Source organism: Mycobacterium sp. 1164966.3 (assembly GCF_001665395.1).
Lineage (GTDB): Bacteria > Actinomycetota > Actinomycetes > Mycobacteriales > Mycobacteriaceae > Mycobacterium.
The window spans coordinates 68,268-89,000 of sequence record NZ_LZSG01000056.1 but is presented as its reverse complement, the minus strand read 5'-3'; the positions used below and the strand labels follow the sequence as shown (position 1 = coordinate 89,000).

General features: G+C 66.6%; 13 protein-coding genes and 2 pseudogenes. 13 read left to right on the top strand and 2 right to left on the bottom strand.

Annotated elements, in window-relative coordinates:
• The first annotated feature begins 62 nt into the window (after nt 1-62).
• The 7 genes from A9W99_RS20115 (at nt 63) to A9W99_RS20085 (ending at nt 9,671) form a co-directional block, all read left to right on the top strand.
• Entirely contained in the window at nt 63-1,190 is a 1,128-nt protein-coding gene (locus A9W99_RS20115; protein ID WP_067382217.1) for a flotillin family protein, read from the top strand.
• 159 nt (nt 1,191-1,349) lie between these two features.
• Complete coding sequence (locus tag A9W99_RS20110; protein WP_067382215.1) at nt 1,350-1,838, top strand: GreA/GreB family elongation factor; 489 nt, start codon at nt 1,350-1,352, stop codon at nt 1,836-1,838.
• A 43-nt stretch (nt 1,839-1,881) separates the two neighbouring features.
• Nucleotides 1,882-2,310, top strand: a complete 429-nt coding sequence (locus tag A9W99_RS20105) for a GtrA family protein (RefSeq protein ID WP_067382212.1) — start codon at nt 1,882-1,884, stop codon at nt 2,308-2,310.
• A gap of 31 nt (nt 2,311-2,341) precedes the next feature.
• Nucleotides 2,342-3,739 carry an FAD-binding oxidoreductase gene (locus A9W99_RS20100; RefSeq protein WP_067382209.1) on the top strand — a complete coding sequence of 466 codons (1,398 nt, stop codon included), beginning with the start codon at nt 2,342-2,344 and terminating at the stop codon, nt 3,737-3,739.
• Nucleotides 3,740-4,504: a decaprenylphospho-beta-D-erythro-pentofuranosid-2-ulose 2-reductase gene (locus tag A9W99_RS20095; protein WP_067382205.1), complete on the top strand. Its 765-nt coding sequence runs from the start codon at nt 3,740-3,742 to the stop codon at nt 4,502-4,504.
• Between the two features lie 2 nt (nt 4,505-4,506).
• Nucleotides 4,507-6,396: a galactan 5-O-arabinofuranosyltransferase gene (locus tag A9W99_RS20090; protein WP_067382202.1), complete on the top strand. Its 1,890-nt coding sequence runs from the start codon at nt 4,507-4,509 to the stop codon at nt 6,394-6,396.
• Nucleotides 6,396-9,671: an arabinosyltransferase domain-containing protein gene (locus tag A9W99_RS20085; protein WP_067382199.1), complete on the top strand. Its 3,276-nt coding sequence runs from the start codon at nt 6,396-6,398 to the stop codon at nt 9,669-9,671. Before A9W99_RS20090 ends, A9W99_RS20085 begins: the two co-directional genes overlap by 1 nt.
• A gap of 119 nt (nt 9,672-9,790) precedes the next feature.
• Here A9W99_RS20085 and A9W99_RS20080 read toward each other — a convergent pair.
• Nucleotides 9,791-10,330 (bottom strand): annotated as a pseudogene (locus A9W99_RS20080) (response regulator transcription factor); the annotation flags it as partial.
• Here A9W99_RS20080 and A9W99_RS20075 point away from each other — a divergent pair.
• The 4 genes and pseudogenes from A9W99_RS20075 to A9W99_RS20060 all read left to right on the top strand — a co-directional run.
• A pseudogene (locus A9W99_RS20075) lies at nt 10,311-10,750 on the top strand (HNH endonuclease); the annotation flags it as partial. The pseudogenes A9W99_RS20080 and A9W99_RS20075 sit on opposite strands and share 20 nt — an antisense overlap.
• A gap of 367 nt (nt 10,751-11,117) precedes the next feature.
• Entirely contained in the window at nt 11,118-11,441 is a 324-nt protein-coding gene (locus tag A9W99_RS20070) for a helix-turn-helix transcriptional regulator (protein ID WP_067382192.1), read from the top strand.
• Complete coding sequence (locus A9W99_RS20065) at nt 11,438-11,926, top strand: SRPBCC family protein (RefSeq protein WP_067382189.1); 489 nt, start codon at nt 11,438-11,440, stop codon at nt 11,924-11,926. The genes A9W99_RS20070 and A9W99_RS20065 overlap by 4 nt, the downstream gene beginning before the upstream one ends.
• Nucleotides 11,923-12,558 carry a maleylpyruvate isomerase family mycothiol-dependent enzyme gene (locus A9W99_RS20060; RefSeq protein ID WP_067382185.1) on the top strand — a complete coding sequence of 212 codons (636 nt, stop codon included), beginning with the start codon at nt 11,923-11,925 and terminating at the stop codon, nt 12,556-12,558. Before A9W99_RS20065 ends, A9W99_RS20060 begins: the two co-directional genes overlap by 4 nt.
• On the opposite strand, the gene A9W99_RS20055 is transcribed toward A9W99_RS20060, so the two are convergent.
• Nucleotides 12,547-13,683 carry a BTAD domain-containing putative transcriptional regulator gene (locus A9W99_RS20055; RefSeq protein ID WP_067382182.1) on the bottom strand — a complete coding sequence of 379 codons (1,137 nt, stop codon included), beginning with the start codon at nt 13,681-13,683 and terminating at the stop codon, nt 12,547-12,549. The genes A9W99_RS20060 and A9W99_RS20055 overlap by 12 nt on opposite strands.
• A 297-nt stretch (nt 13,684-13,980) precedes the next feature.
• On the opposite strand from A9W99_RS20055, the gene A9W99_RS20050 reads away from it, so the two are divergent.
• Nucleotides 13,981-17,313, top strand: a complete 3,333-nt coding sequence (locus tag A9W99_RS20050) for an arabinosyltransferase domain-containing protein (protein ID WP_067382178.1) — start codon at nt 13,981-13,983, stop codon at nt 17,311-17,313.
• Entirely contained in the window at nt 17,310-20,555 is a 3,246-nt protein-coding gene (locus tag A9W99_RS20045) for an arabinosyltransferase domain-containing protein (protein ID WP_082930116.1), read from the top strand. The genes A9W99_RS20050 and A9W99_RS20045 overlap by 4 nt, the downstream gene beginning before the upstream one ends.
• The last annotated feature ends 178 nt before the right edge of the window (nt 20,556-20,733 follow it).

The window sequence follows — 20,733 nt, the reverse complement described above, 5'->3', positions numbered from 1 at the left end:
ATTGATGGAGCCACTGACCAAGCAAATCCCCTGAAACACAACAACACCCAAGGAGTTCCCTCATGCTCGGTTATAAAGTGCCCGCTCCGGACGAGGCGATGCTGATTTCCGGCGGCCGGGCCAAAGGCAACGCGCCCTTCCGCGTGGTAACCGGCCACGGCGCCTTTGTTATCCCGTTCTTCCGCAAGGTACGGTTCCTCACGTTGTCAATGTGTGAAGCCGAGGTTGCCGACAAGTGCGTCACACAGCAGGGCATCACGCTGAACGTCCGGGCGGTAATCGCCTTCAAGGTCGGCAGCGACAACGAAAGCATCGTCGCCGCGGCACAACGATTCCTGTCCGAACAAGACCAGATGTCGGTCCTCACCGGCCGGATCTTCGCCGGGCACCTGCGCTCCATCATCGGTTCGATGACCGTCGAACAAATCATCCGGGAACGCCAGAAGCTGGCCACCGAGGTGCTCGACGGCTCAAAGGAGGAAATGGCCAGGATCGGCCTGAGTGTCGATGCACTGCAGATCCAGTCCATCGACGATGGCGGTATCGGGTACATCAACGCGATGGCGGCGCCGCACAACGCCGCCATCCAGCAGCAGGCGCAGATCGCTCAGGCGCAAGCGAACCAGAAGGCCGCCGAAGCCGAACAGGAGTCGCAGCGAAAGCAGGCCGAATTCGCCCGTGAGACCGCTATCGTCAAGGCGCAGTACAAGGCCGAGGTCGACAAGGCTCAGGCGCAGGCCGCCCAGGCCGGTCCGCTGGCGGAAGCTCAGGCCCAGCGTGAAGTGCTGCAGATGCGCACTGAGTTGGCCGAACGTGCCGCCGAACTGCGCCAGCAGGAGCTGGTCGCCGAAGTCGTCAAGCCCGCCGAGGCCGAGGCTGAGCGGGTCCGGATCCTGGCTGTCGCCGACGCGGAGAAGATGAAGATCCAGGCTGAAGCGGCGGCGTCGCACAACCGGGTGGCGCTGGACAGGATGCTCATCGACCAGTTGCCCGACATCGTAGGCAAGGCCGCTGACGGGCTCGCCGGCGCAAATCTGACCGTGCTCAACGGCGCCGAGGGGCTCAGCCAGCTGGCCACCGGCCTCGTCTCGCAAGGAAAGGCCATCTTCGACGCGCTCCGCGGCGACGTGGTCGAGTACGACGACGAGGACGACACACCGCCCAGCGAGGTAACAAAACTCTCGGTCTGAGAGTGCGTAAAGCAAAAGTGCGACGCTTGCCGGAAATCGACGACGGCCACGCCCAGTGGTGTCACACTGAAGCGCCACGAGTTGGATTTCCGACAGCTGAGCGGGGGCAAACGGGTATCCACAGGCAATACGTCAATCTGGCGCGAAAGGTCGGCCGACGTGAGTAAGAAGGTCCAATCATCGGGGCTGGCCGGCTCGGCGCGCGATCACCTCGCCGCGGAGTTGGCTCGGCTGCGACAGCGCCACGATCGCCTGGAAACCGAGGTCAAGAACGACCGTGGCATGATCGGCGACCACGGTGACGCGGCCGAGGCGATCCAGCGCGCCGACGAGCTGGTGGTGCTGGCTGACCGGATCAACGAGCTCGACCGGCGCTTGCGAGCCGGACCGCCAGAACACTCGGACGCATCCGAAGCGCTACCCGGGGGGACCGAGGTGACGTTGCGGTTCGCCGACGGCGAAGTCGTCACCATGCACGTGATCTCGATTGTCGAGGAGACGCCGGCCGGCCGCGAAGGTGAGACTCTGACGGCGGGCAGTCCGTTGGGGCAGGCGCTGGCCGGATGTAAACCGGGAGACACGGTGACCTACTCGACTCCGCAGGGCCCAAACCAGGTCGAATTGATCGCGCTCAAACTGCCCACCTGAGCGCCGCCGGGTTGAGCCTGCGGTGCCCGTTAGACTCCCCCCAATGGTTGCCCCGATACCCGAGGCTGCACCGTCGCGCCAACAGCTGAGCCTGACCACGCAGGTGTGGCGTTTCGTCGTCACCGGTGCCATGTCGGCGGTGGTCGACTTCGGTCTCTACGTCACACTTCTCAAAGTGGCGGGTCTGCCGTACGACCCGTCGAAGGCGCTCAGCTGGTTCGCCGGGACCATCACGGCGTACCTGATCAACCGCCGATGGACGTTCCAGGCGTCTCCGAGCACCGCACGCTTTGTCGCGGTCATGGTGCTCTACGGCATCACCTTCGCGGTGCAGGTCGGGCTCAACCATCTGTGCCTGGCGCTGCTGCACTATCGGGGCTGGGCGATACCCGTCGCGTTCGTGATCGCCCAGGGCACCGCCACGGTGATCAACTTCATCGTGCAGCGAGCCGTAATCTTCCGGATCCGCTGACCCGGCCCGGCAAGCGGTACCCTCTTTGACGATGTTCAGCAAGCCCGAGGTAATCACGACTGCCACCAGGCCGGCCCGCCTGACCGGGTGGGGCCGCACGGCACCATCGGTGGCAGACGTGCTCCGCACCCCCGACCCGGAGGTCATCGCCAAAGCTGTGGCTCAGCTGGCCGGCGCCCGGGGGGCCCGCGGGGTCATAGCCCGCGGGCTGGGCCGGTCCTACGGTGACAATGCGCAAAACGGCGGCGGGCTGGTGATCGACATGACCGCGCTGAACGCGATCCATTCGATCAGCGCCGACACCAAGCTGGCCGACGTCGACGCCGGGGTCAACCTCGATCAGCTCATGAAAGTGGCACTGCCGTTGGGTCTGTGGGTACCGGTGTTGCCGGGAACCCGTCAGGTCACCATCGGCGGCGCGATCGCCTGTGACATCCACGGCAAGAACCATCACAGTGCGGGCAGCTTCGGCAACCACGTCCGCAGCATGGACCTGCTGACCGCCGACGGCGAGATCCGTCGCCTCACTCCCGATGGCCCAGAATCCGAACTGTTCTGGGCCACTGTCGGCGGCAACGGCCTGACCGGCATCATCCTGCGCGCGACCATCGAGATGACGCCGACGGAGACGGCGTATTTCATCGCCGACGGAGATGTCACCGCCGACCTCGACGAGACCATCGGACTGCACAGCGACGGCAGCGAAGCCAACTACACGTATTCCAGCGCCTGGTTCGACGCGATCAGCGCTCCGCCGAAACTGGGCCGCGCAGCGGTGTCGCGCGGGTCGATGGCCACGCTCGACCAGCTGCCGGAGAAGCTGCGCCGCAATCCGTTGAAATTCGATGCGCCGCAACTACTTACGTTGCCGGACGTGTTCCCCAACGGACTGGCCAACAAATACACGTTCGGGCCGATCGGTGAGCTGTGGTACCGCAAATCCGGCACCTATCGCGGCAAGATCCAGAACCTGACGCAGTTCTACCATCCGCTGGACATGTTCGGCGAATGGAACCGCGCCTACGGGCGGGCGGGTTTCCTGCAGTACCAGTTCGTGATTCCCACCGAGGCCGTCGACGAGTTCAAGAGGATCATCCGCGACATCCAGGCCAGCGGCCACTACTCATTTTTGAACGTGTTCAAGTTGTTCGGTCCGGGCAACCAGGCGCCGCTGAGCTTCCCGATCCCGGGCTGGAACATTTGCGTCGACTTCCCGATCAAGGCCGGGCTGGGCGAGTTCGTCAGCGAACTCGACCGCCGCGTACTGGAATTCGGCGGACGGCTCTACACCGCGAAGGACTCACGCACCACCGCCGAAACCTTTCACGCCATGTATCCGCGGATCGACGAATGGATTGCGGTGCGCCGCAAGGTCGATCCGCTGCGGGTGTTCGCCTCCGACATGGCCCGACGCTTGGAGCTGCTGTAGATGGTCCTCGACGCAGTGGGAAACCCGCAAACCGTGCTGCTGCTTGGCGGCACCTCGGAGATCGGCCTGGCCATCTGTGAGCGCTACCTGCAAAACGCTCCCGCGCGAATCGTGTTGGCCGCCATGCCCGACGACCCCGGCCGAGACGCCGCCGTCGCGCAGATGAAGGCCGCCGGCGCGCGGTCGGTCGAGCTGATCGACTTCGAAGCCACCGACACCGACAGCCATCCCAAGACGATCGAACAAGCCTGGGCAAATGGCGATGTCGACGTGGCCATCGTCGCGTTCGGGTTGCTCGGAGATGCCGAAGAGCTCTGGCAGAACCAGCGCAAGGCGGTACAGATCGCCGAAATCAACTACACCGCAGCAGTTTCGGTCGGCGTGCTGCTGGGCGAGAAGATGCGCGCCCAGGGTTTCGGCCAGATCATCGCGATGAGTACGGTGGCCGGTGAGCGGGTGCGACGGTCCAACTTCGTCTACGGCTCCACCAAGGCTGGTTTGGACGGGTTCTACCTGGGCTTGTCAGAAGCGTTGCGCGAGTATGGGGTCCGCGTGCTGGTGATCCGGCCGGGCCAGGTGCGGACCCGGATGAGCGCGCACATCAAGGAAGCTCCGCTGACCGTCGACAAGGAATACGTCGCCAACCTCGCGGTGACCGCGTCGGCAAAAGGTAAGGAACTGGTTTGGGCGCCAGCAGCATTCCGGTACGTGATGATGGTGTTGCGACACATCCCGCGGAGCATCTTCCGCAAGCTGCCAATCTGACCATGCGCAACGTGCTGGCCGTGCTCGGCCAGATGGTCCTGGCGGTCCTGGTTGGCGTCGTGGTCGCAACGGTCTCGCTGTTCGCCATCTCCGGCGTCCAATGGCCGGCGTTCCCGTCGTCGAACCAGTTGCACGCGCTGACGACCGTCGGCCAGGTCGGCTGCCTGGCCGGATTGATCGCGACCGGCTGGGTATGGCGGCGCGGCCGGTTTCGGTTGCCGGCGCAGCTGAGCGGGCTGCTGTTCGTCTCCGCGTTCACCGTCGTGACCCTGGGCATGCCTTTGGGGGCCACCAAGTTGTATCTGTTCGGCATCTCCGTCGACCAGCAATTCCGCACCGAATACCTGACCCGGCTCACGGACAGCGCCGCCCTGCAGGACATGACGTATCGCGGGCTGCCGCCGTTCTATCCGCCGGGCTGGTTCTGGATCGGCGGACGCGTCGCGGCACTCACCGGAACACCGGCCTGGGAGATGTTCAAGCCGTGGGCGATCACCTCGATCACCATCGCGGTCGCGGTGGCGCTGGTGCTGTGGTGGCGAATGATCCGCTTCGAATACGCGCTGATCGTGACCACCGCCACCGCGGCGGTGACGCTGGCCTACAGCTCGCCGGAGCCGTATGCCGCGATGATCGCGGTGCTGCTGCCGCCGGTGCTGGTGCTGACCTGGTCTGGCCTGCGCGCCGGCGCCCGTCAACCCGCCGAACGCGTGCAAGGCTGGGCGGCGGTGATCGGTGCAGGGTTATTCCTGGGCTTTACCGCCACGTGGTACACGCTGCTGTTCGGCTACACCGCGTTCACCATCGCGCTGATGGCGCTGGTGCTGGCAGTATCGCGCTGGCGAAGCGGCGGGCTGAAAGCCGCCCTGGACCCGCTGCGGCGGGTGGCCGTCGCCGCCGTCGTCGCCGCGGCCATCGGGTCCACAACCTGGCTGCCGTTCTTGTTGCGCGCAACCCACAGCCCAGTCAGCGACACCGGAAGCGCACAGCACTACCTGCCGGCCGACGGCGCCGAGCTGACCTTCCCGATGCTGCAGTTCTCGCTGCTGGGCGCGATTTGCATGCTGGGCACGCTGTGGTTGGTGGTGTGCGCCCGTTCGTCGGTGCGGGCGGGTGCGCTGGCGATCGCGGTGCTGGCCGTCTACCTGTGGTCGTTGTTGTCGATGCTCACCACGCTGGCCCGCACCACGCTGCTCTCGTTCCGGCTGCAGCCGTCGTTGACGGTGCTGCTGGTCACCGCCGGAGTATTCGGCTTTGTCGAAGCGGTCCAAGCCCTAAGCCGCCGGAGCCGCGCGGTCCTCCCGGTGGCCGGCGCGATTGGGCTGGCCGGCGCAATCGCCTTCAGCCAGGACATTCCCGACGTGCTGCGCCCCGACCTCACCATCGCCTATACCGACACCGACGGCTACGGCCAGCGCGGCGACCGGCGCCCGCCGAGCTCGGAGAAGTACTACCCGGCGATTGACGCCGCCATCCGGCGCGTCACCGGCAAACCGCCCGACCAGACCGTGGTGCTGACCGCCGACTACAGCTTCCTGTCCTACTACCCGTACTGGGGCTTCCAGGGGCTGACGTCGCACTACGCCAACCCGCTGGCGCAGTTCGACGAGCGCGCCGTCCAGATCAAACACTGGGCCAAGCTCAACACCGCCGACGAGTTCATCCACGCGCTGGACACGCTGCCGTGGCCGCCGCCCACCGTATTCCTGATGCGCCGCGGCGCGGGCCACACCTATACGCTGCGGCTGGCCGAGGACGTATATCCCAACCAGCCCAACGTCCGTCGCTACATCGTCGAGGTGCCGGCCGCGCTGTTCGCCGACCCGCGGTTCGCGGTGGAAAGCATCGGCCCATTCGTGCTGGCGATTCGCAAGCCCGCGGGTGGCGGCTGATGGCCACCGAGACCTCACCTGAAACGGTCGAAGAACTACGATCTACCTCCGTGAGCGACACGGGAGTGAATCACCGGATCGCTCGCTCCATTGCCGTGGTCGCCGGGCTGCTCGGCACCCTGCTGGCGATCGTCATCCCGGTGCTGCCGGTCAACCAGACCACCGCTCAACTGAACTGGCCGCAGAACGCCACTTTCAACAGCGTCGAGGCGCCGCTGATCGGCTATGTCGCCACGGAACTGAACGTCAGCGTCCCCTGCCAGGCCGCCGCCGGACTGGCCGGACCGCAGAACACGGGTAAGACGGTGCTGTTGTCGACCGTCCCCAAACAAGCCCCGAAGGCCGTCGACCGCGGTCTGCTCATCCAGCGCGCCAACGAAGAGCTGGTGCTGGTGGTACGCAATGTCGCGGTGGTCACCGCGCCACTGAGCCAGGTGCTCAGTCCGGCATGCCAGCGTCTGACCTTCACCGCCCACGCCGACCGGGTCACCGCCGAGTTCGTCGGCCTGACCCAGGGACCCAACGCCGAGAAGCCCGGCTCGCCGCTGCGCGGCGAACGCAGCGGCTACGACTTCCGGCCCCAGATCGTCGGCATATTCACCGACCTGTCCGGCCCGACGCCGCCCGGTCTGAGCTTCTCGGCGACCGTCGACACCCGCTACAGCAGCAGCCCCACGATGCTGAAGCTGATCGCCATGGCCCTCGGCGTGCTGATGACCGTCGCGGCGCTGGTCGCGCTGCACGTCCTCGACACCGCCGATGGCACCCGGCACCGGCGCTTCCTGCCCGCCCGCTGGTGGTCGATCGGCGGCCTGGACGCCCTGGTGATCGGCGTGCTGGTGTGGTGGCATTTCGTCGGCGCCAACACGTCCGACGACGGCTACATCCTGACCATGGCGCGGGTGTCGGAGCACGCCGGATACATGTCCAACTACTACCGCTGGTTCGGCACCCCCGAGGCGCCGTTCGGCTGGTACTACGACCTGCTCGCCCTGTGGGCGCACGTCAGCACCGCCAGCGTCTGGATGCGGCTGCCGGTCCTCGCGATGGCGCTGACCTGTTGGTGGGTGATCAGCCGCGAAGTCATGCCCCGACTGGGTCAGTCCGTCAAGCGAAGCCGGGCGGCGGCGTGGACCGCGGCCGGCATGTTCCTGGCGGTCTGGCTGCCGCTCGACAACGGCCTGCGGCCTGAGCCGATCATCGCCCTGGGCATCCTGCTGACCTGGTGCTCGGTCGAACGTGCGGTGGCGACGAGCCGGCTGTTGCCGGTGGCGGTCGCCTGCATCATCGGCGCGCTGACGCTGTTCTCCGGGCCGACGGGCATCGCGTCGATCGGTGCGCTGCTGGTCGCCATCGGACCGTTGCGGACCATCCTGCACCGCAGGTCCAAACGATTCGGACTGCTGCCGCTGGTGTCGCCCATCCTGGCCGCGGTCACCGTCACCGCCATCCTGATCTTCCGCGACCAGACCCTGGCGGGAGAGATGCAGGCCAGCATGCTCAAGCGTGCCGTCGGCCCCAGCCTCAGCTGGTTCGACGAACACATCCGCTACGAACGGCTTTTCATGGCCAGTCCCGACGGCTCGGTCGCGCGACGTTTCGCGGTGCTGGCGTTGGTGTTGGCGCTGGCGATCTCGGTCGCGATGTCGTTGCGCAAGGGCCGAATTCCGGGCACCGCCACCGGGCCGAGCCGCCGCATAGTCGGCATCACGATCATCTCGTTCCTGGCGATGATGTTCACCCCGACCAAATGGACACATCACTTCGGGGTGTTCGCCGGGCTGGCCGGATGCCTGGGAGCGCTGGCCGCGGTGGCGGTGACGGCCGAGTCTATGCATTCCCGACGCAATCGCACCGTGTTCGCCGCCGCCGTGCTGTTCTTGGTCGCGCTGTCGTTCGCCAGCGTCAACGGCTGGTGGTATGTGTCCAATTTCGGTGTGCCGTGGTCGAATTCGTTCCCGGATTGGCACTATGCCTTTGCCACCGTGCTATTGGGGCTAACGGTTGTGGTGCTGTTGCTGTCGGCGTGGTTCCACTTCGTCGCAACCTATAACGGGCCACCGCAGACCCGATACGGGGCGCGCGTGGCCGTAATCGTCCAGTCTCCGTTGGCAATTGCGACGTGGATCCTGGTGATCTTCGAAGTGGTGTCGTTGACCGCGGCGATGGCGACCCAGTACCCGGCGTGGTCGGTGGGCCGCTCCAATTTGCAGGCGCTCACCGGGAAATCCTGTGGCCTGGCCGAGGACGTGATGGTGGAGCAGGATCCCAATGCCGGTATGCTGCAGCCTGTTTCCAGCCCGGTTGCCGACGCCCTCGGAGCCGGCCTGTCGGAAGCCTTCACGCCCAACGGCATTCCCGCCGACGTCTCCGCCGACCCGGTGATGGAACGCCCGGGCGACCGCAGTTTCTTCAACGAAGACAGCAAGACCACCAACAGCGAGGCCGGTACAGAGGGTGGCACCAACCCCGCGCCGGGCATCAACGGCTCGCGCGCCCAGCTGCCGTATCACCTCGATCCAGCCCGCACGCCGGTGCTGGGCAGCTGGCGCGCGGGTATCCAGGTGCCCGCGATGCTGCGGTCGGGCTGGTACCGATTGCCCACCAACGATCAGCGCACCAAAGCCGGCCCGTTACTGGTGATTTCGGCGGCCGGCCGCTTCGACCCGCGCGAAATCCAGCTGCAATGGGCCACCGACGACGGCGCCGCCAACGGGCACGCGGGCGGGTCATTCCAATTCGGCGACGTCGGCGCCGTACCGGCCTGGCGTAATCTGCGACTGCCGCTATCGGTGATTCCGGGCAACGCCACCCAGGTCCGCCTGGTCGTCGACGACTCGGACCTGGCGCCGCAGCACTGGATCGCGCTGACACCGCCGCGGATTCCCCAGCTGCGCACACTGCAGGACGTCGTGGGCTCGCATGACCCGGTATTCCTGGACTGGCTGGTGGGTTTGGCATTCCCGTGCCAGCGGCCGTTCGGCCATCGAAACGGCGTCACCGAGACTCCGAAATGGCGCATCCTGCCGGACCGGTTCGGCGCCGAGGCCAACTCGCCGGTAATGGACAACAACGGCGGCGGCCCGCTGGGTATCACCGAGCTGCTGGTGAAGGCGACGACGGTGGCCACCTACCTCAGAGACGACTGGGTCCGGGACTGGGGCAGCTTGCAGCAGCTGACGCCGTACTATCCCAACGCCCAGCCGGCGCAGCTCGAGCTGGGAACGGTGACCCGCGGCGGACTGTGGAATCCCGCGCCGCTGCGAAAGACCTAGCGGTGGCGCGGTCGTCGCCGAGTGGTCCGCGAAAGTGCGATTGGCAACGTAACGCCCGAGTTGGGCCGTCGGTAGCTGCACTTTCGCGGGGCTCGGCTGCGCCGCGCTTGCGGTCGCCACTAACCGTGGCGGGCAGCTTCCTGCACCAGCTGCACACGGGACGCCAGCCCGAGTTTTGCGTAGACGTGCGTGAGATGGGTCTGCACGGTGCGCGGCGAGATGAACAGGCGCGTGGCGACATCCGCGTTGGTCAGTCCGTCGCTGACGAGCCGGACGACGTCGCGCTCTGTCGGGGTGAGCGATTCCCATCCGCTAGTAGGCCTCTTGCGTTGACCACGGCCGCGTTGCGCGTAGGCGATCGCCTCTTCGGTGGACAGGGCAGTTCCCTCGGCCCACGCCGCGTCAAAATCCTGCTCCTCCAGGGCATTTCGGATCGTTGTCAGGGCGGCGTCGTAGCCCGCTTGGTAGATCTTGAAGCGGACCTCTCCGGTGCGCTGCCGGTTCGCTTCAGCTGCCCCGAATAGGCGGGCTGCATGCTGGTGGTTGCCGGCGGCGGCTGCCAGGCGGCCCAGACACTCGACGACGTCGGGCAGGCGCCAATACCCGCCGGTCTGCACGGCGATCTCCAGCGCATCATGTGCGTCGCGGTCGGCGTGGTTCGAGCGCGACGGGCAAGTCATCGCGCCGGGCGCACTACCCGTCTGATCAACCGGCGGCTGCGCCGCGCGCTGCAGCACCGTCATCCCACCTGCGCGGTTCCCGGCTGTGGGGCCACCCGGGGATTGCACGCCCACCACATCCGGCATTGGGAAGACGGTGGGCCCACCGAGCTGGAAAACCTAATCTTGGTGTGCCCGTATCATCATCGGCTGCACCATCGCGGCCTGATCACCATCAGCGGACCCGCCGACGATCTCATCGTCACCGACAGCGACGGACGAACGCTCAGCGCCGCCTCGCTGGCCCGCCCACCCACTGGCCCACCGCCGGCGGTCCCACCGTGCCCCGGACCCACCGGGGAGCGCGCCGACTGGTGGTGGTACGACCCATTCCAGCCACCCCCACCGGCAACCAACTAGGCCGCGTCACTACTGGCACGATGTGGGCAGCTCAAACCGGTTGCGGCAGCGCGCAATTCGCCCGCACCACCGGGCCCGACCATGAGGCCGACCAGCTCACGATCCACGCTGCCGGCGCACACCAATTTGTGCAAAGCCGGGTCTTAGCGCTGACTGGATGTGCTTGCCATGCTTCGGGGTGCTCGTTAGCCGGTCGGTGATTTTGCCGTCCACCATCGCGTGGAACCGCGCGGAACGCCTCGGCATCAGTGTCCTCCGGTTGGGGTGGGTCTTCTTCGCCGCTATGACTGCGGGCTATGCAACGGCTAGTGGCCCCGCGGGCACTAAAACTTGAGCACGAGCATCCGTAAGCCTAGACTTACGGTTCGTGGCCACTTACCAAACGGGCGCTGCGTGGCTGGCCTTAGCCGACGGCACGCGACGGTCGATTGTGGAGCGGCTTGCCCACGGCCCGCTTGCCGTCGGCGAACTGGCTCGTGATCTGCCGGTCAGCCGGCCGGCTGTTTCGCAGCACCTCAAGGTGCTCAAGTCCGCCGGCCTGGTGCGCGACCGCGCCGCCGGAACGCGTCGCGTCTACCAGCTCGACCCGACCGGTCTGCAAGCCTTGCGCGCCGACCTGGACCGGTTCTGGACCCAAGCGCTGGCCACATACGCACAAAGCCTCAACGAGATCGGAGGAGATCCTGCATGACACAGCCAAGAACGCCCGACTTGCGTCACCGCATCGTCGTCAACGCACCGGTCGAGCGCGCGTTCGCCGTCTTCACCGAGCGGTTCGGCGACTTCAAACCGCGTGAGCACAACCTGCTCGCCGTCCCCATCGCCGAAACGATTTTCGAGCCACGGGTGGGCGGACACATCTACGACCGCGGCGTCGACGGGAGCGAGTGCCGATGGGCGCGCGTGCTGGTCTACGAGCCACCCACTCGCGTGGTGTTCACTTGGGACATTGGTCCGACCTGGCAGCTGCAAGACGATCCGTCCAAAGCCAGCGAAGTCGAGGTGCGCTTCATCGCCGAGTCCGGCCAACGCACCCGCGTCGAACTCGAACACCGCCATCTCGACCGCCACGGCAAGGGCTGGCAATCGGTCGCCGACGGCGTCGACGGGGACGCGGGCTGGCCGCTGTATCTGGACCGCTACGGTCGGCTGTTCAGCGTGGCGGCGCGGTCATGACGACAAACGGCGCAACCACCCTGATGGACATGGCCCACGCCGAGCGAACCGATCTCGCGGAGTTCCTGGCCACCCTGACGCCACCACAGTGGGACGCGCCCAGCCTGTGTACCAAGTGGAGCGTGAAAGACGTTGTCGCGCATGTGATCAGCTACGAGGAACTCGGCAAGCTTGGGCTGATCAAGCGATTCGCGAAGGGAAAAATACTGCGCGCCAATGAGGTTGGCGTCGACGAGTTCTCCGCCCTCAGCCCGCAGGAGTTGCTGGACTTCCTCCGGAGCCATCTCACCCCTCGCGGGCTCACCGCGGGCTTCGGCGGGATGATCGCGCTCGTCGACGGCACAGTCCACCACCAAGACATCCGCCGCGCGCTCGGTGAGCCGCGGACCATCCCCGCCGAGCGGCTGGTCCGAGTGCTCGGCCTGGTGCCCGGCAACCCCAGGCTGGGCGCCGGGCGTCGGATCAGAGGACTGTACCTGCGGGCCACCGATGTCGACTGGGAACACGGCAGCGGCGCCGAGGTATCCGGCCCCGGCGAGGCGCTGCTGATGGCGATGACCGGTCGCCCCGCGGCGCTCGACGACCTCACCGGCCCCGGCCTGCCCACGCTGGCCAGCCGGCTAAGTGGCTGAGCCCTCACTGATTTCGACGACGAACTCGCTACCACCGACGCGGATGCGGTCGCCGTCGGCGAGGTTGGCGCTGCCCCGGATGCGCTGGCCCCCCACCTCGACGCCGTTGGTCGAGCGCGAATCGTAAATCACGAAGCCGGCTCCCGTGTCGATGACTACCGCGTGATGGCGGCTGACGTCTTCGTCGTCGGCGATGACGATGTCGTTATCGTCGAGACGCCCTATCCGGGTGGTCGCGCCGCTCAGCCGGTACCGCCGACCGGCCCGGTCGCGCAGCCAGGCTTCGGCGGACTCGGCCCCGGCATCGGAGTCCTGGTAAGCACCTAGCCGGCGGGTGGTCGAGATCAACCGCTTTGCGGCCAACGGCTGCTGGCGCAGTATGCGCTCGTGCAAGGCGGTGACGGTGGGCCCCGGATCGATGCCGAGCCCGTCGGCCAAAGCGGTTTTGAGACGGCGATAAGCACCGAGCGCGTCCGACTGGCGCTCGGTGATGTAGTAGGCGGTGATGAGCTGCGCCCACAGCGGTTCGCGATAGGGATGCTCGGCGGTAAGCGCCTCGAGCTCGGCAATCACCGCGCCGGCGCGCCCGCAAGCGATCTCGGCGTCGGCGCGCGCGGTGTGCGCCGCCACCTTTTCTTCCAGCAGTGCGGTGCCGAATGCCTGCACGAAGGCGAAGTCGCGTAAGTCGTCAAGGACCGGTCCGCGCCACTCGCGCAGCGCCGCCGACAGATGGCTGCTGGCGTCCTCGAATCGTCCAGCGGCGGCGGCCTGGATACCGGCGGCCTTTTCGGTGGTGAAACGCCCGACGTCGCACTCGGTGTCGGCAATGCTGAGCTGGTAGCCCGGCGGTGCGCTAGCCAGCGCCTGGTACGGGTCGACGCCGGCGTCGCGCAGCAGCCGCCGCAGGTTGGACACGTGGGATTGAATGCTGGTCCGCGCAGCCGGTACCGGGTCGTCGTCCCACACCGCGTCGATCAACGCATCGACCGACACCGGACGGTTGCGGTTGATCACCAGCATCGCCAACACGGCTCGCTGCTTGGGCGCGCCCAGCGACAACCGGACGCCGTGGGTGGTCATCAGTAGCGGCCCCAGCACGCCGAACCCGAGTCCCGAGCTCTTCATTGCGCCGCCAGCCTCCTGGGTTGTCGAGGGCCTCAGCCGTAGGTCTCATTGTGACGGCATGCACGGCTGCAAGCGGGTGAATCCACGCGGAGGCAGTGAGCTTTGCGAGTGCCACACACGTACCGGGCCGACCGCTCTCGCGAAGCGATATCACCGGCGACATCGTTTCCCACCTCGCAACATGCTTCGCGGTGTGGTGCCTGAGTGACAGGTGTGATCGTGCGCTCAGTGCGAAACTCGGCACGTCGCGCCCTGCATCCTCACCGGCGAAAGCGGCGTCGCTTACCATCGACCCTCGTGCCCCCCGACGGTAATGAGCGATCGCAGCGCATCCCACGGCTGGTCGCCACCGTCGCCGGCATCGTGGGCTTGTTGTTGTGCGCCCTGGTTCCGTTGCTTCCGGTGAAGCAGACGACCTCGACCATCCGGTGGCCGCAGGGCAGCACCGCGGACGGCGGTATCGATCGGGTCACGCAGATCACCTCTCCGCTGGTCTCCGGGGCACCGCGGGCCCTGGACATCTCCATCCCTTGTGCGGCGATGGCCACCTTGCCCGCCGACGGGGGCCTGGTGCTGTCCACCCTGCCGTCCGGCGGCGTGGACGCCGGCAAGCACGGGCTGTTCGTCCGCGCCAGTAAAGATGTGATCGTCGTCGCTTTCCGGGACTCGGTAGCCGCGGTGGCACAACGCTCGGCTGTGGCCGCCGGCGCGTGCACTGTGCTGCACATCTGGGCCGACGCCGGCGCAGCGGGTGCGGATTTCGTCGGGATCCCCGGAGCCAGAGGGATCCTGGCCCCCGAGAAGAAGCCGCAAGTCGGCGGGATCTTCACCGAGATGAAGGTCGCGGCCCAGCCTGGGTTGTCGGCGCGCATCGACGTGGACACCAGATTCATCGTCGCGCCGACGGCGCTGAAGGCGATCCTGATGATCCTCGGCGCGCTGAGCGTCGTCGTCGCCATCGTGGCGATGGCCGCGCTGGACCGCCATAGCCGCGGCGACGACACGCTGCGCGACTGGCGCTCCCCGATCGCCTGGCTGTCCCGGTATCGCCCCCGCGCGCACGGGCCGTCGTGGTGGCGGATCGGCCCCACGATCTGGATCGCCGACGCGGTTGTGATTGCGACGCTGCTGCTCTGGCACGTCATCGGCGCAACTTCGTCCGACGATGGCTACAACCTGACCATCGCCCGCGTGGCGCCGCAGGCCGGATACGTCGCCAACTACTACCGGTATTTCGGCACCACCGAGGCGCCGTTCGACTGGTACCACTCGGTATTGGCCCAGCTGGCGTCGGTGAGCACCGCCGGCGTGTGGATGCGACTGCCCGCCACGCTGGCCGGGATCGCGTGCTGGCTGCTCATCAGCCGCTGCGTACTGCGGCGGCTGGGACCGGGCAAGGGCGGCATGGCCGCCAACCGGGCAGCCGTCTATACCGCGGGCGCGGTGTTCGTGGCCGCTTGGCTGCCGTTCAACAACGGCCTTCGACCGGAGCCGCTGATCGCCCTGGGCGTGCTGGTCACCTGGATGCTGGTGGAACGCTCGGTCGCGGCGCGACGGCTGGTTCCGGCGGCGGTCGCCATCATCGTCGCGATGCTTACGGTGACGCTGGCACCGCAGGGGCTGATCGCGCTGGCCGCGCTGCTGACCGGGGCCCGGGCCATCGCCGCGACGATCCGCCGCCGCCAGGCCACCGACGGGTTGCTGGCACCGCTGGCAGTACTGGCCGCGTCGTTGTCGCTGATCACCGTCGTGGTCTTCCGGGCGCAGACGCTGGCCACCGTCGCCGAGTCGGCTCGCATCAAATACAAGGTCGGGCCGACCATCGCCTGGTACCAGGACTGGCTGCGCTACTACTTCCTCACGGTCGAATCCAACCCCGACGGGTCGATGGCGCGGCGCTTCGCTGTGCTGGTGCTGCTGCTGTGCCTGTTCGGCATGTTATTCGTGCTGCTGAGGCGTGGCCGGGTGCCGGGGCTGGCCAGCGGCCCGGCTTGGCGGCTGATCGGAACCACCGCGGTCGGGTTGCTGTTGCTGACGTTCACGCCGACCAAGTGGGCAGTTCAATTCGGTGCCTTCGCCGGGCTGGCCGGGGCGCTGGGCGCGGTCACCGCATTCACCGTGGCGCGCATCGGCCTGCACAGCCGACGCAACCTGGCGTTGTACGTCACCGCGCTGCTGTTCGTGTTGGCATGGGCCACGTCGGGAGTCAACGGGTGGTTCTACGTCGGCAACTACGGAGTGCCGTGGTACGACATCCAGCCCGTCGTCGCCAGCCACCCGGTGACATCGATGTTCCTGACGTTGTCGATCATCACTGGGTTGCTCGCCGCCTGGTACCACTTCCGGATGGACTACGCCGGGCACACCGAGGTCCAGGACAACCGGCGCAACCGGGTGCTGGCCTCCACGCCCCTGCTGGTGGTGGCAGTGATCATGGTGCTGGGCGAAGTGGGCTCGCTGGCCAAGGGGGCGGCTTTCCGCTACCCGGTCTACACCACCGCCAAAGCCAACCTGGCTGCCCTGACTTCAGGGCTCACCAGTTGCGCGATGGCCGACGACGTGCTGACTGAACCCGACCCCAATGTTGGCCTGCTGCAGCCGGTTCCGGGTCAGCCGTTCGGACCGGACGGCCCGCTCGGCGGTGTCAACCCGATCGGCTTCAAACCCGAAGGGGTGGGCGACGACCTGAGGTCGTACCCGGTGGTGACCAAACCTGGGGTGGTGAATTCCACCGGGTCGCCCAACAAGCCCAACGCCACGATGAGTGACTCCGCGGGCACGGCCGGCGGGAAGGGCCCGATTGGAGTCAACGGGTCGCACGTAGCGCTACCGTTCGGACTCGACCCGGCCCGCACACCGGTGATGGGCAGTTACGGCGAGAACTCGCTGGCCGCCTCCGCGACCTCGGCGTGGTATCAGTTGCCGCCCCGAACCGGCGAAAGGCCGCTGGTGGTGGTTTCCGCCGCCGGTGCTATCTGGTCGTACAAAGAGGACGGCACCTTCACCTACGGGCAGCAGCTGAAATTGCAGTGGGGCGTCGCTCGCCCCGACGGCACCACCCAGCCGCTTGCGGAGGTGTATCCGATCGACATCGGGCCGGAGCCGGCGTGGCGCAATCTGCGGTTCCCGCTGACCTGGGCGCCCCCGGAGGCCAACGCGGCACGCATCGTCGCTTACGACCCAAACCTGAGTTCCGAGCAGTGGTTCGCGTTCACACCGCCGCGGGTCCCGGTGCTGCAGACCCTGCAGGAGTTGATCGGATCGCGCACACCTGTGCTGATGGACATCGCGACCGCCGCGAACTTCCCGTGCCAGCGGCCGTTCTCCGAACACCTTGGCGTTGCCGAACTTCCGGGATATCGGATTCTGCCCGATCACAAACAAACCGCGTCGTCGTCCAACGGGTGGGAGGCCAGTGAGACCGGCGGTCCCTTTCTTTTGACCCAGGCAATGTTGCGGACCTCGACAATCTCGACGTATCTGCGCGGCGACTGGTATCGCGACTGGGGATCGGTCGAGCAGTATTACCCTCTGGTGCCCAGTGACCAGGCGCCGGCTGCCGTCGTCGAACAGGGTGTGATGACCGTGAACGGCTGGAGCCGGCAAGGACCGATTCGGGCACTACCGTGAGCGTCATCGAGCAGGAAGAACAAGCTGTCGGCCGTACGCGCGACGACGTCCGCGTCACCCGGTGGGTTGCCACGATCGCCGGACTGATCGGCTTCGTGTTGTCGATCGCGACACCGCTGCTGCCGGTCGTGCAGACCACCGCGACGCTGAACTGGCCACAGAATGGCCAACTCAATAACGTGACAGCGCCACTCATTTCCCTGAGCCCGGTCGACGTGACGGCCACCGTGCCATGCGCCGTGGTCCGAGACCTGCCACCCGAGGGCGGCGTGGTGCTGAGCACTGCGCCCAAGAAGGGCAAGGACGCCGCACTCAACGCGCTGTTCGTCGTCGTTAGCAGCAAGCGCGTCGATGTCACCGACCGCAACGTAGTGATTGCCAGCGCGTCGCGGGATCAGGCCGCGGGCGCCGCAGGTGTCCCCGGCTGTTCCAGCATCGAGATCACGTCCACTCGTGCCGGCACTTTCGCCACATTCGTCGGGTTGACCGACCCGGCGGGTAAGCCGCTCGGCGGCGGTTTCGCCGACCCCAACCTGCGCCCGCAGATCGTCGGGCTGTTCACCGACCTCACCGGTCCCGCGCCGCCGGGGCTGAAGTTCTCGGCGACCATTGACGCTCGATTCTCCACCACCCCGACGACACTGAAACTTCTGGCGATGGTGGGCGCCATTCTGTCCACCATCATTGCGCTGGTCGCGCTCTGGCGGCTGGACCAGCTGGACGGTCGCCGGATGCACCGGCTGATCCCGACTCGCTGGAAGAAATTCACCCTCGTCGACACCACGGTGATCTTCGGGTTCGTGCTGTGGCACGTGATCGGGGCGAACTCCTCCGACGACGGCTACATCCTGGGCATGGCCCGAGTCGCCGACCACGCCGGCTACATGTCCAATTACTTCCGCTGGTTCGGCAGCCCGGAAGATCCCTTCGGCTGGTATTACAACCTGCTGGCGTTGATGACCCACGTCAGCGACGGCAGCTTGTGGATGCGGTTGCCGGACCTCGTCGCCGGGCTGGTGTGCTGGCTGCTGCTCTCGCGTGAGGTGTTGCCCCGGCTGGGGCCAGCGGTAACCGCCAGCACGGCAGCCAACTGGGCGGCCGGCCTGGTACTGCTCACCGCGTGGATGCCGTTCAACAACGGCCTTCGTCCCGAGCCGATCATTGCGGTCGGTTCGCTGATCACCTATGTGCTCATCGAGCGCTCAATGTGCGCCTCTCGGTTGACGCCGGCGGCACTGGCGGTGGTGACCGCCGCGTTCACCCTGGGGGTGCAGCCCACGGGCTTGATCGCGGTGGCCGCGTTGGTTGCCGGTGGCCGTCCGATCCTGCGAATTTTGGTCCGCCGCCATCGCGTTGTCGGTACCTGGCCGCTGGTGGCCCCGATGCTGGCTGCAGGGTTCGTCATCTTCACCGTCGTGTTCGCTGACCAGACCCTGTCAACGGTGTTGGAAGCAACCAGGATTCGCACCGCGATTGGGCCCAGCCAGGCCTGGTACACCGAGAATCTGCGCTACTACTACCTGATCCTGCCCACGGTCGACGGTTCGTTGTCGCGCCGGTTTGGGTTCTTGATCACCGCGCTCTGCCTGTTCACAGCGGTGTTCATCATGTTGCGGCGCAAGCGGGTTCCCGGCGTGGCCCGCGGGCCGGCGTGGCGGCTGATGGGTGTCATCTTCGGCACCATGTTCTTCTTGATGTTCACCCCCACCAAGTGGGTGCACCACTTCGGGCTGTTCGCCGCGGTGGGCGCGGCGATGGCCGCACTGACTACCGTGCTGGTCTCACCCAAGGTGCTGCGCTGGTCGCGCAACCGCATGGCGTTCCTGGCGGCGGTTTTGTTCGTGCTAGCGCTCTGCTTCGCCACCACCAACGGTTGGTGGTACGTCTCGAGCTACGGCGTGCCGTTCAACAGCTCCATGCCGAAAATCGGCGGAATCTCAATCAGCGCAATCTTTTTCGCGCTATTCGCGATTACCGCGGTGTACGCGGCCTGGCTACACTTCGCCGATACCAGCCATGGCGAGGGCCGGCTAGCCCGGGCGATGACGGCGGCGCCTGTCCCCCTCGCGGCAGGTTTCATGGCGCTGGTGTTCGTCGCATCGATGGTGGCCGGCATCGTTCGGCAGTATCCCACCTACTCCAATGCCTGGGACAACCTGCGCGAGTTCAGCGGCGGTTGCGGGCTGGCCGACGACGTGCTCGTCGAGCCGGACAGCAACGCCGGCTTTATGGCGCCGCTACCAGACAATTACGGCCCTTGGGGCCCATTGGGCCCATTAGGGGGGACCAGCCCAACAGGATTCAGCCCCAACGGCGCACCGGAACGCACTCTGGCCGAAGCGGTCCGGGAGACGGCGGTACCGCAGCCCGGGACCGACTACGACTGGTACGGGCCAACCAAGCTGACGGCCCCGGGAATCAACGGATCCCTACTCCCGTTGCCCTACGGTCTCAACCCCGACCAGGTTCCGGTGGCCGGTAGCTACACCACCGGCCCGCAGCAGCAGAGCCGCCTGACCTCGGCCTGGTACCAGCTGCCGAAGCCCGACGCCGGACACCCGCTGGTAGTGGTGACCGCCGCGGGCACGATCGCCGGCAACAGCATCCTGCACCACCACACCTCCGGGCAGACCGTCGTACTCGAATACGGCAGGCCCGGTCCCGGCGGTGACCTGCTGCCGGCTGGGCGACTGGTGCCCTACGACTTGTACGGCGAACAGCCGAAGGCGTGGCGTAACCTGCGCTTCGCCCGTTCCCAGATGCCCGCCGACGCGGTCGCGGTCCGGGTGGTGGCCGAGGACCTGTCCCTGACGCCGGAGGACTGGATCGCGGTGACCCCGCCGCGGGTGCCGGAGCTGCGTTCCCTGCAGGAGTATGTCGGGTCGTCGCAGCCGGTGCTGATGGACTGGGCGGTCGGGCTGGCCTTCCCATGCCAGCAGCCGATGCTGCATGCCAACGGCGTCACCGACATCCCCAAATTCCGCATCACGCCGGACTACAACGCCAAGAAACAGGACACCGACACCTGGCAGGACGGCGTCAACGGCGGCCTGCTCGGTATCACCGATCTGCTGCTGCGGGCCCACGTCATGTCGACCTACCTGTCGCGGGACTGGGGCCGCGACTGGGGCTCGTTGCGCAAATTCGACACCCTGGTGGATGCGGGACCGGCCCAGCTTCAGTTGGGCACCGCGACCCGTAGCGGGTTGTGGTCGCCGGGCAAGATCCGGATCAAACCGTAAGAATTGAATTTCTTCAGCTAACTAACGAAATTGAATTCAAAGAATTTGTGCTGGACCGGGTTTTAGTTTTGCGTATACGGTCAATACTCCGGATCCGCAAATCAATCAAAACAATGGTGGGTAAATGCGCACATGTACAACAATGGCGAAATCCGCCGCGGCAATCACACTGGTCACT

Excerpts from the sequence above, each read along its gene's own strand:
- A9W99_RS20115 (WP_067382217.1), top strand. The coding sequence starts at position 63 with ATGCTCGGTTATAAAGTGCCCGCTCCGGACGAGGCGATGCTGATTTCC.
- A9W99_RS20090 (WP_067382202.1), top strand. The coding sequence starts at position 4,507 with ATGCGCAACGTGCTGGCCGTGCTCGGCCAGATGGTCCTGGCGGTCCTG.
- A9W99_RS20105 (WP_067382212.1), top strand. The coding sequence starts at position 1,882 with ATGGTTGCCCCGATACCCGAGGCTGCACCGTCGCGCCAACAGCTGAGC.
- A9W99_RS20095 (WP_067382205.1), top strand. The coding sequence starts at position 3,740 with ATGGTCCTCGACGCAGTGGGAAACCCGCAAACCGTGCTGCTGCTTGGC.
- A9W99_RS20060 (WP_067382185.1), top strand. The coding sequence starts at position 11,923 with ATGACGACAAACGGCGCAACCACCCTGATGGACATGGCCCACGCCGAG.
- A9W99_RS20065 (WP_067382189.1), top strand. The coding sequence starts at position 11,438 with ATGACACAGCCAAGAACGCCCGACTTGCGTCACCGCATCGTCGTCAAC.
- A9W99_RS20100 (WP_067382209.1), top strand. The coding sequence starts at position 2,342 with ATGTTCAGCAAGCCCGAGGTAATCACGACTGCCACCAGGCCGGCCCGC.
- A9W99_RS20055 (WP_067382182.1), bottom strand. The coding sequence starts at position 13,683 with ATGAAGAGCTCGGGACTCGGGTTCGGCGTGCTGGGGCCGCTACTGATG.
- A9W99_RS20085 (WP_067382199.1), top strand. The coding sequence starts at position 6,396 with ATGGCCACCGAGACCTCACCTGAAACGGTCGAAGAACTACGATCTACC.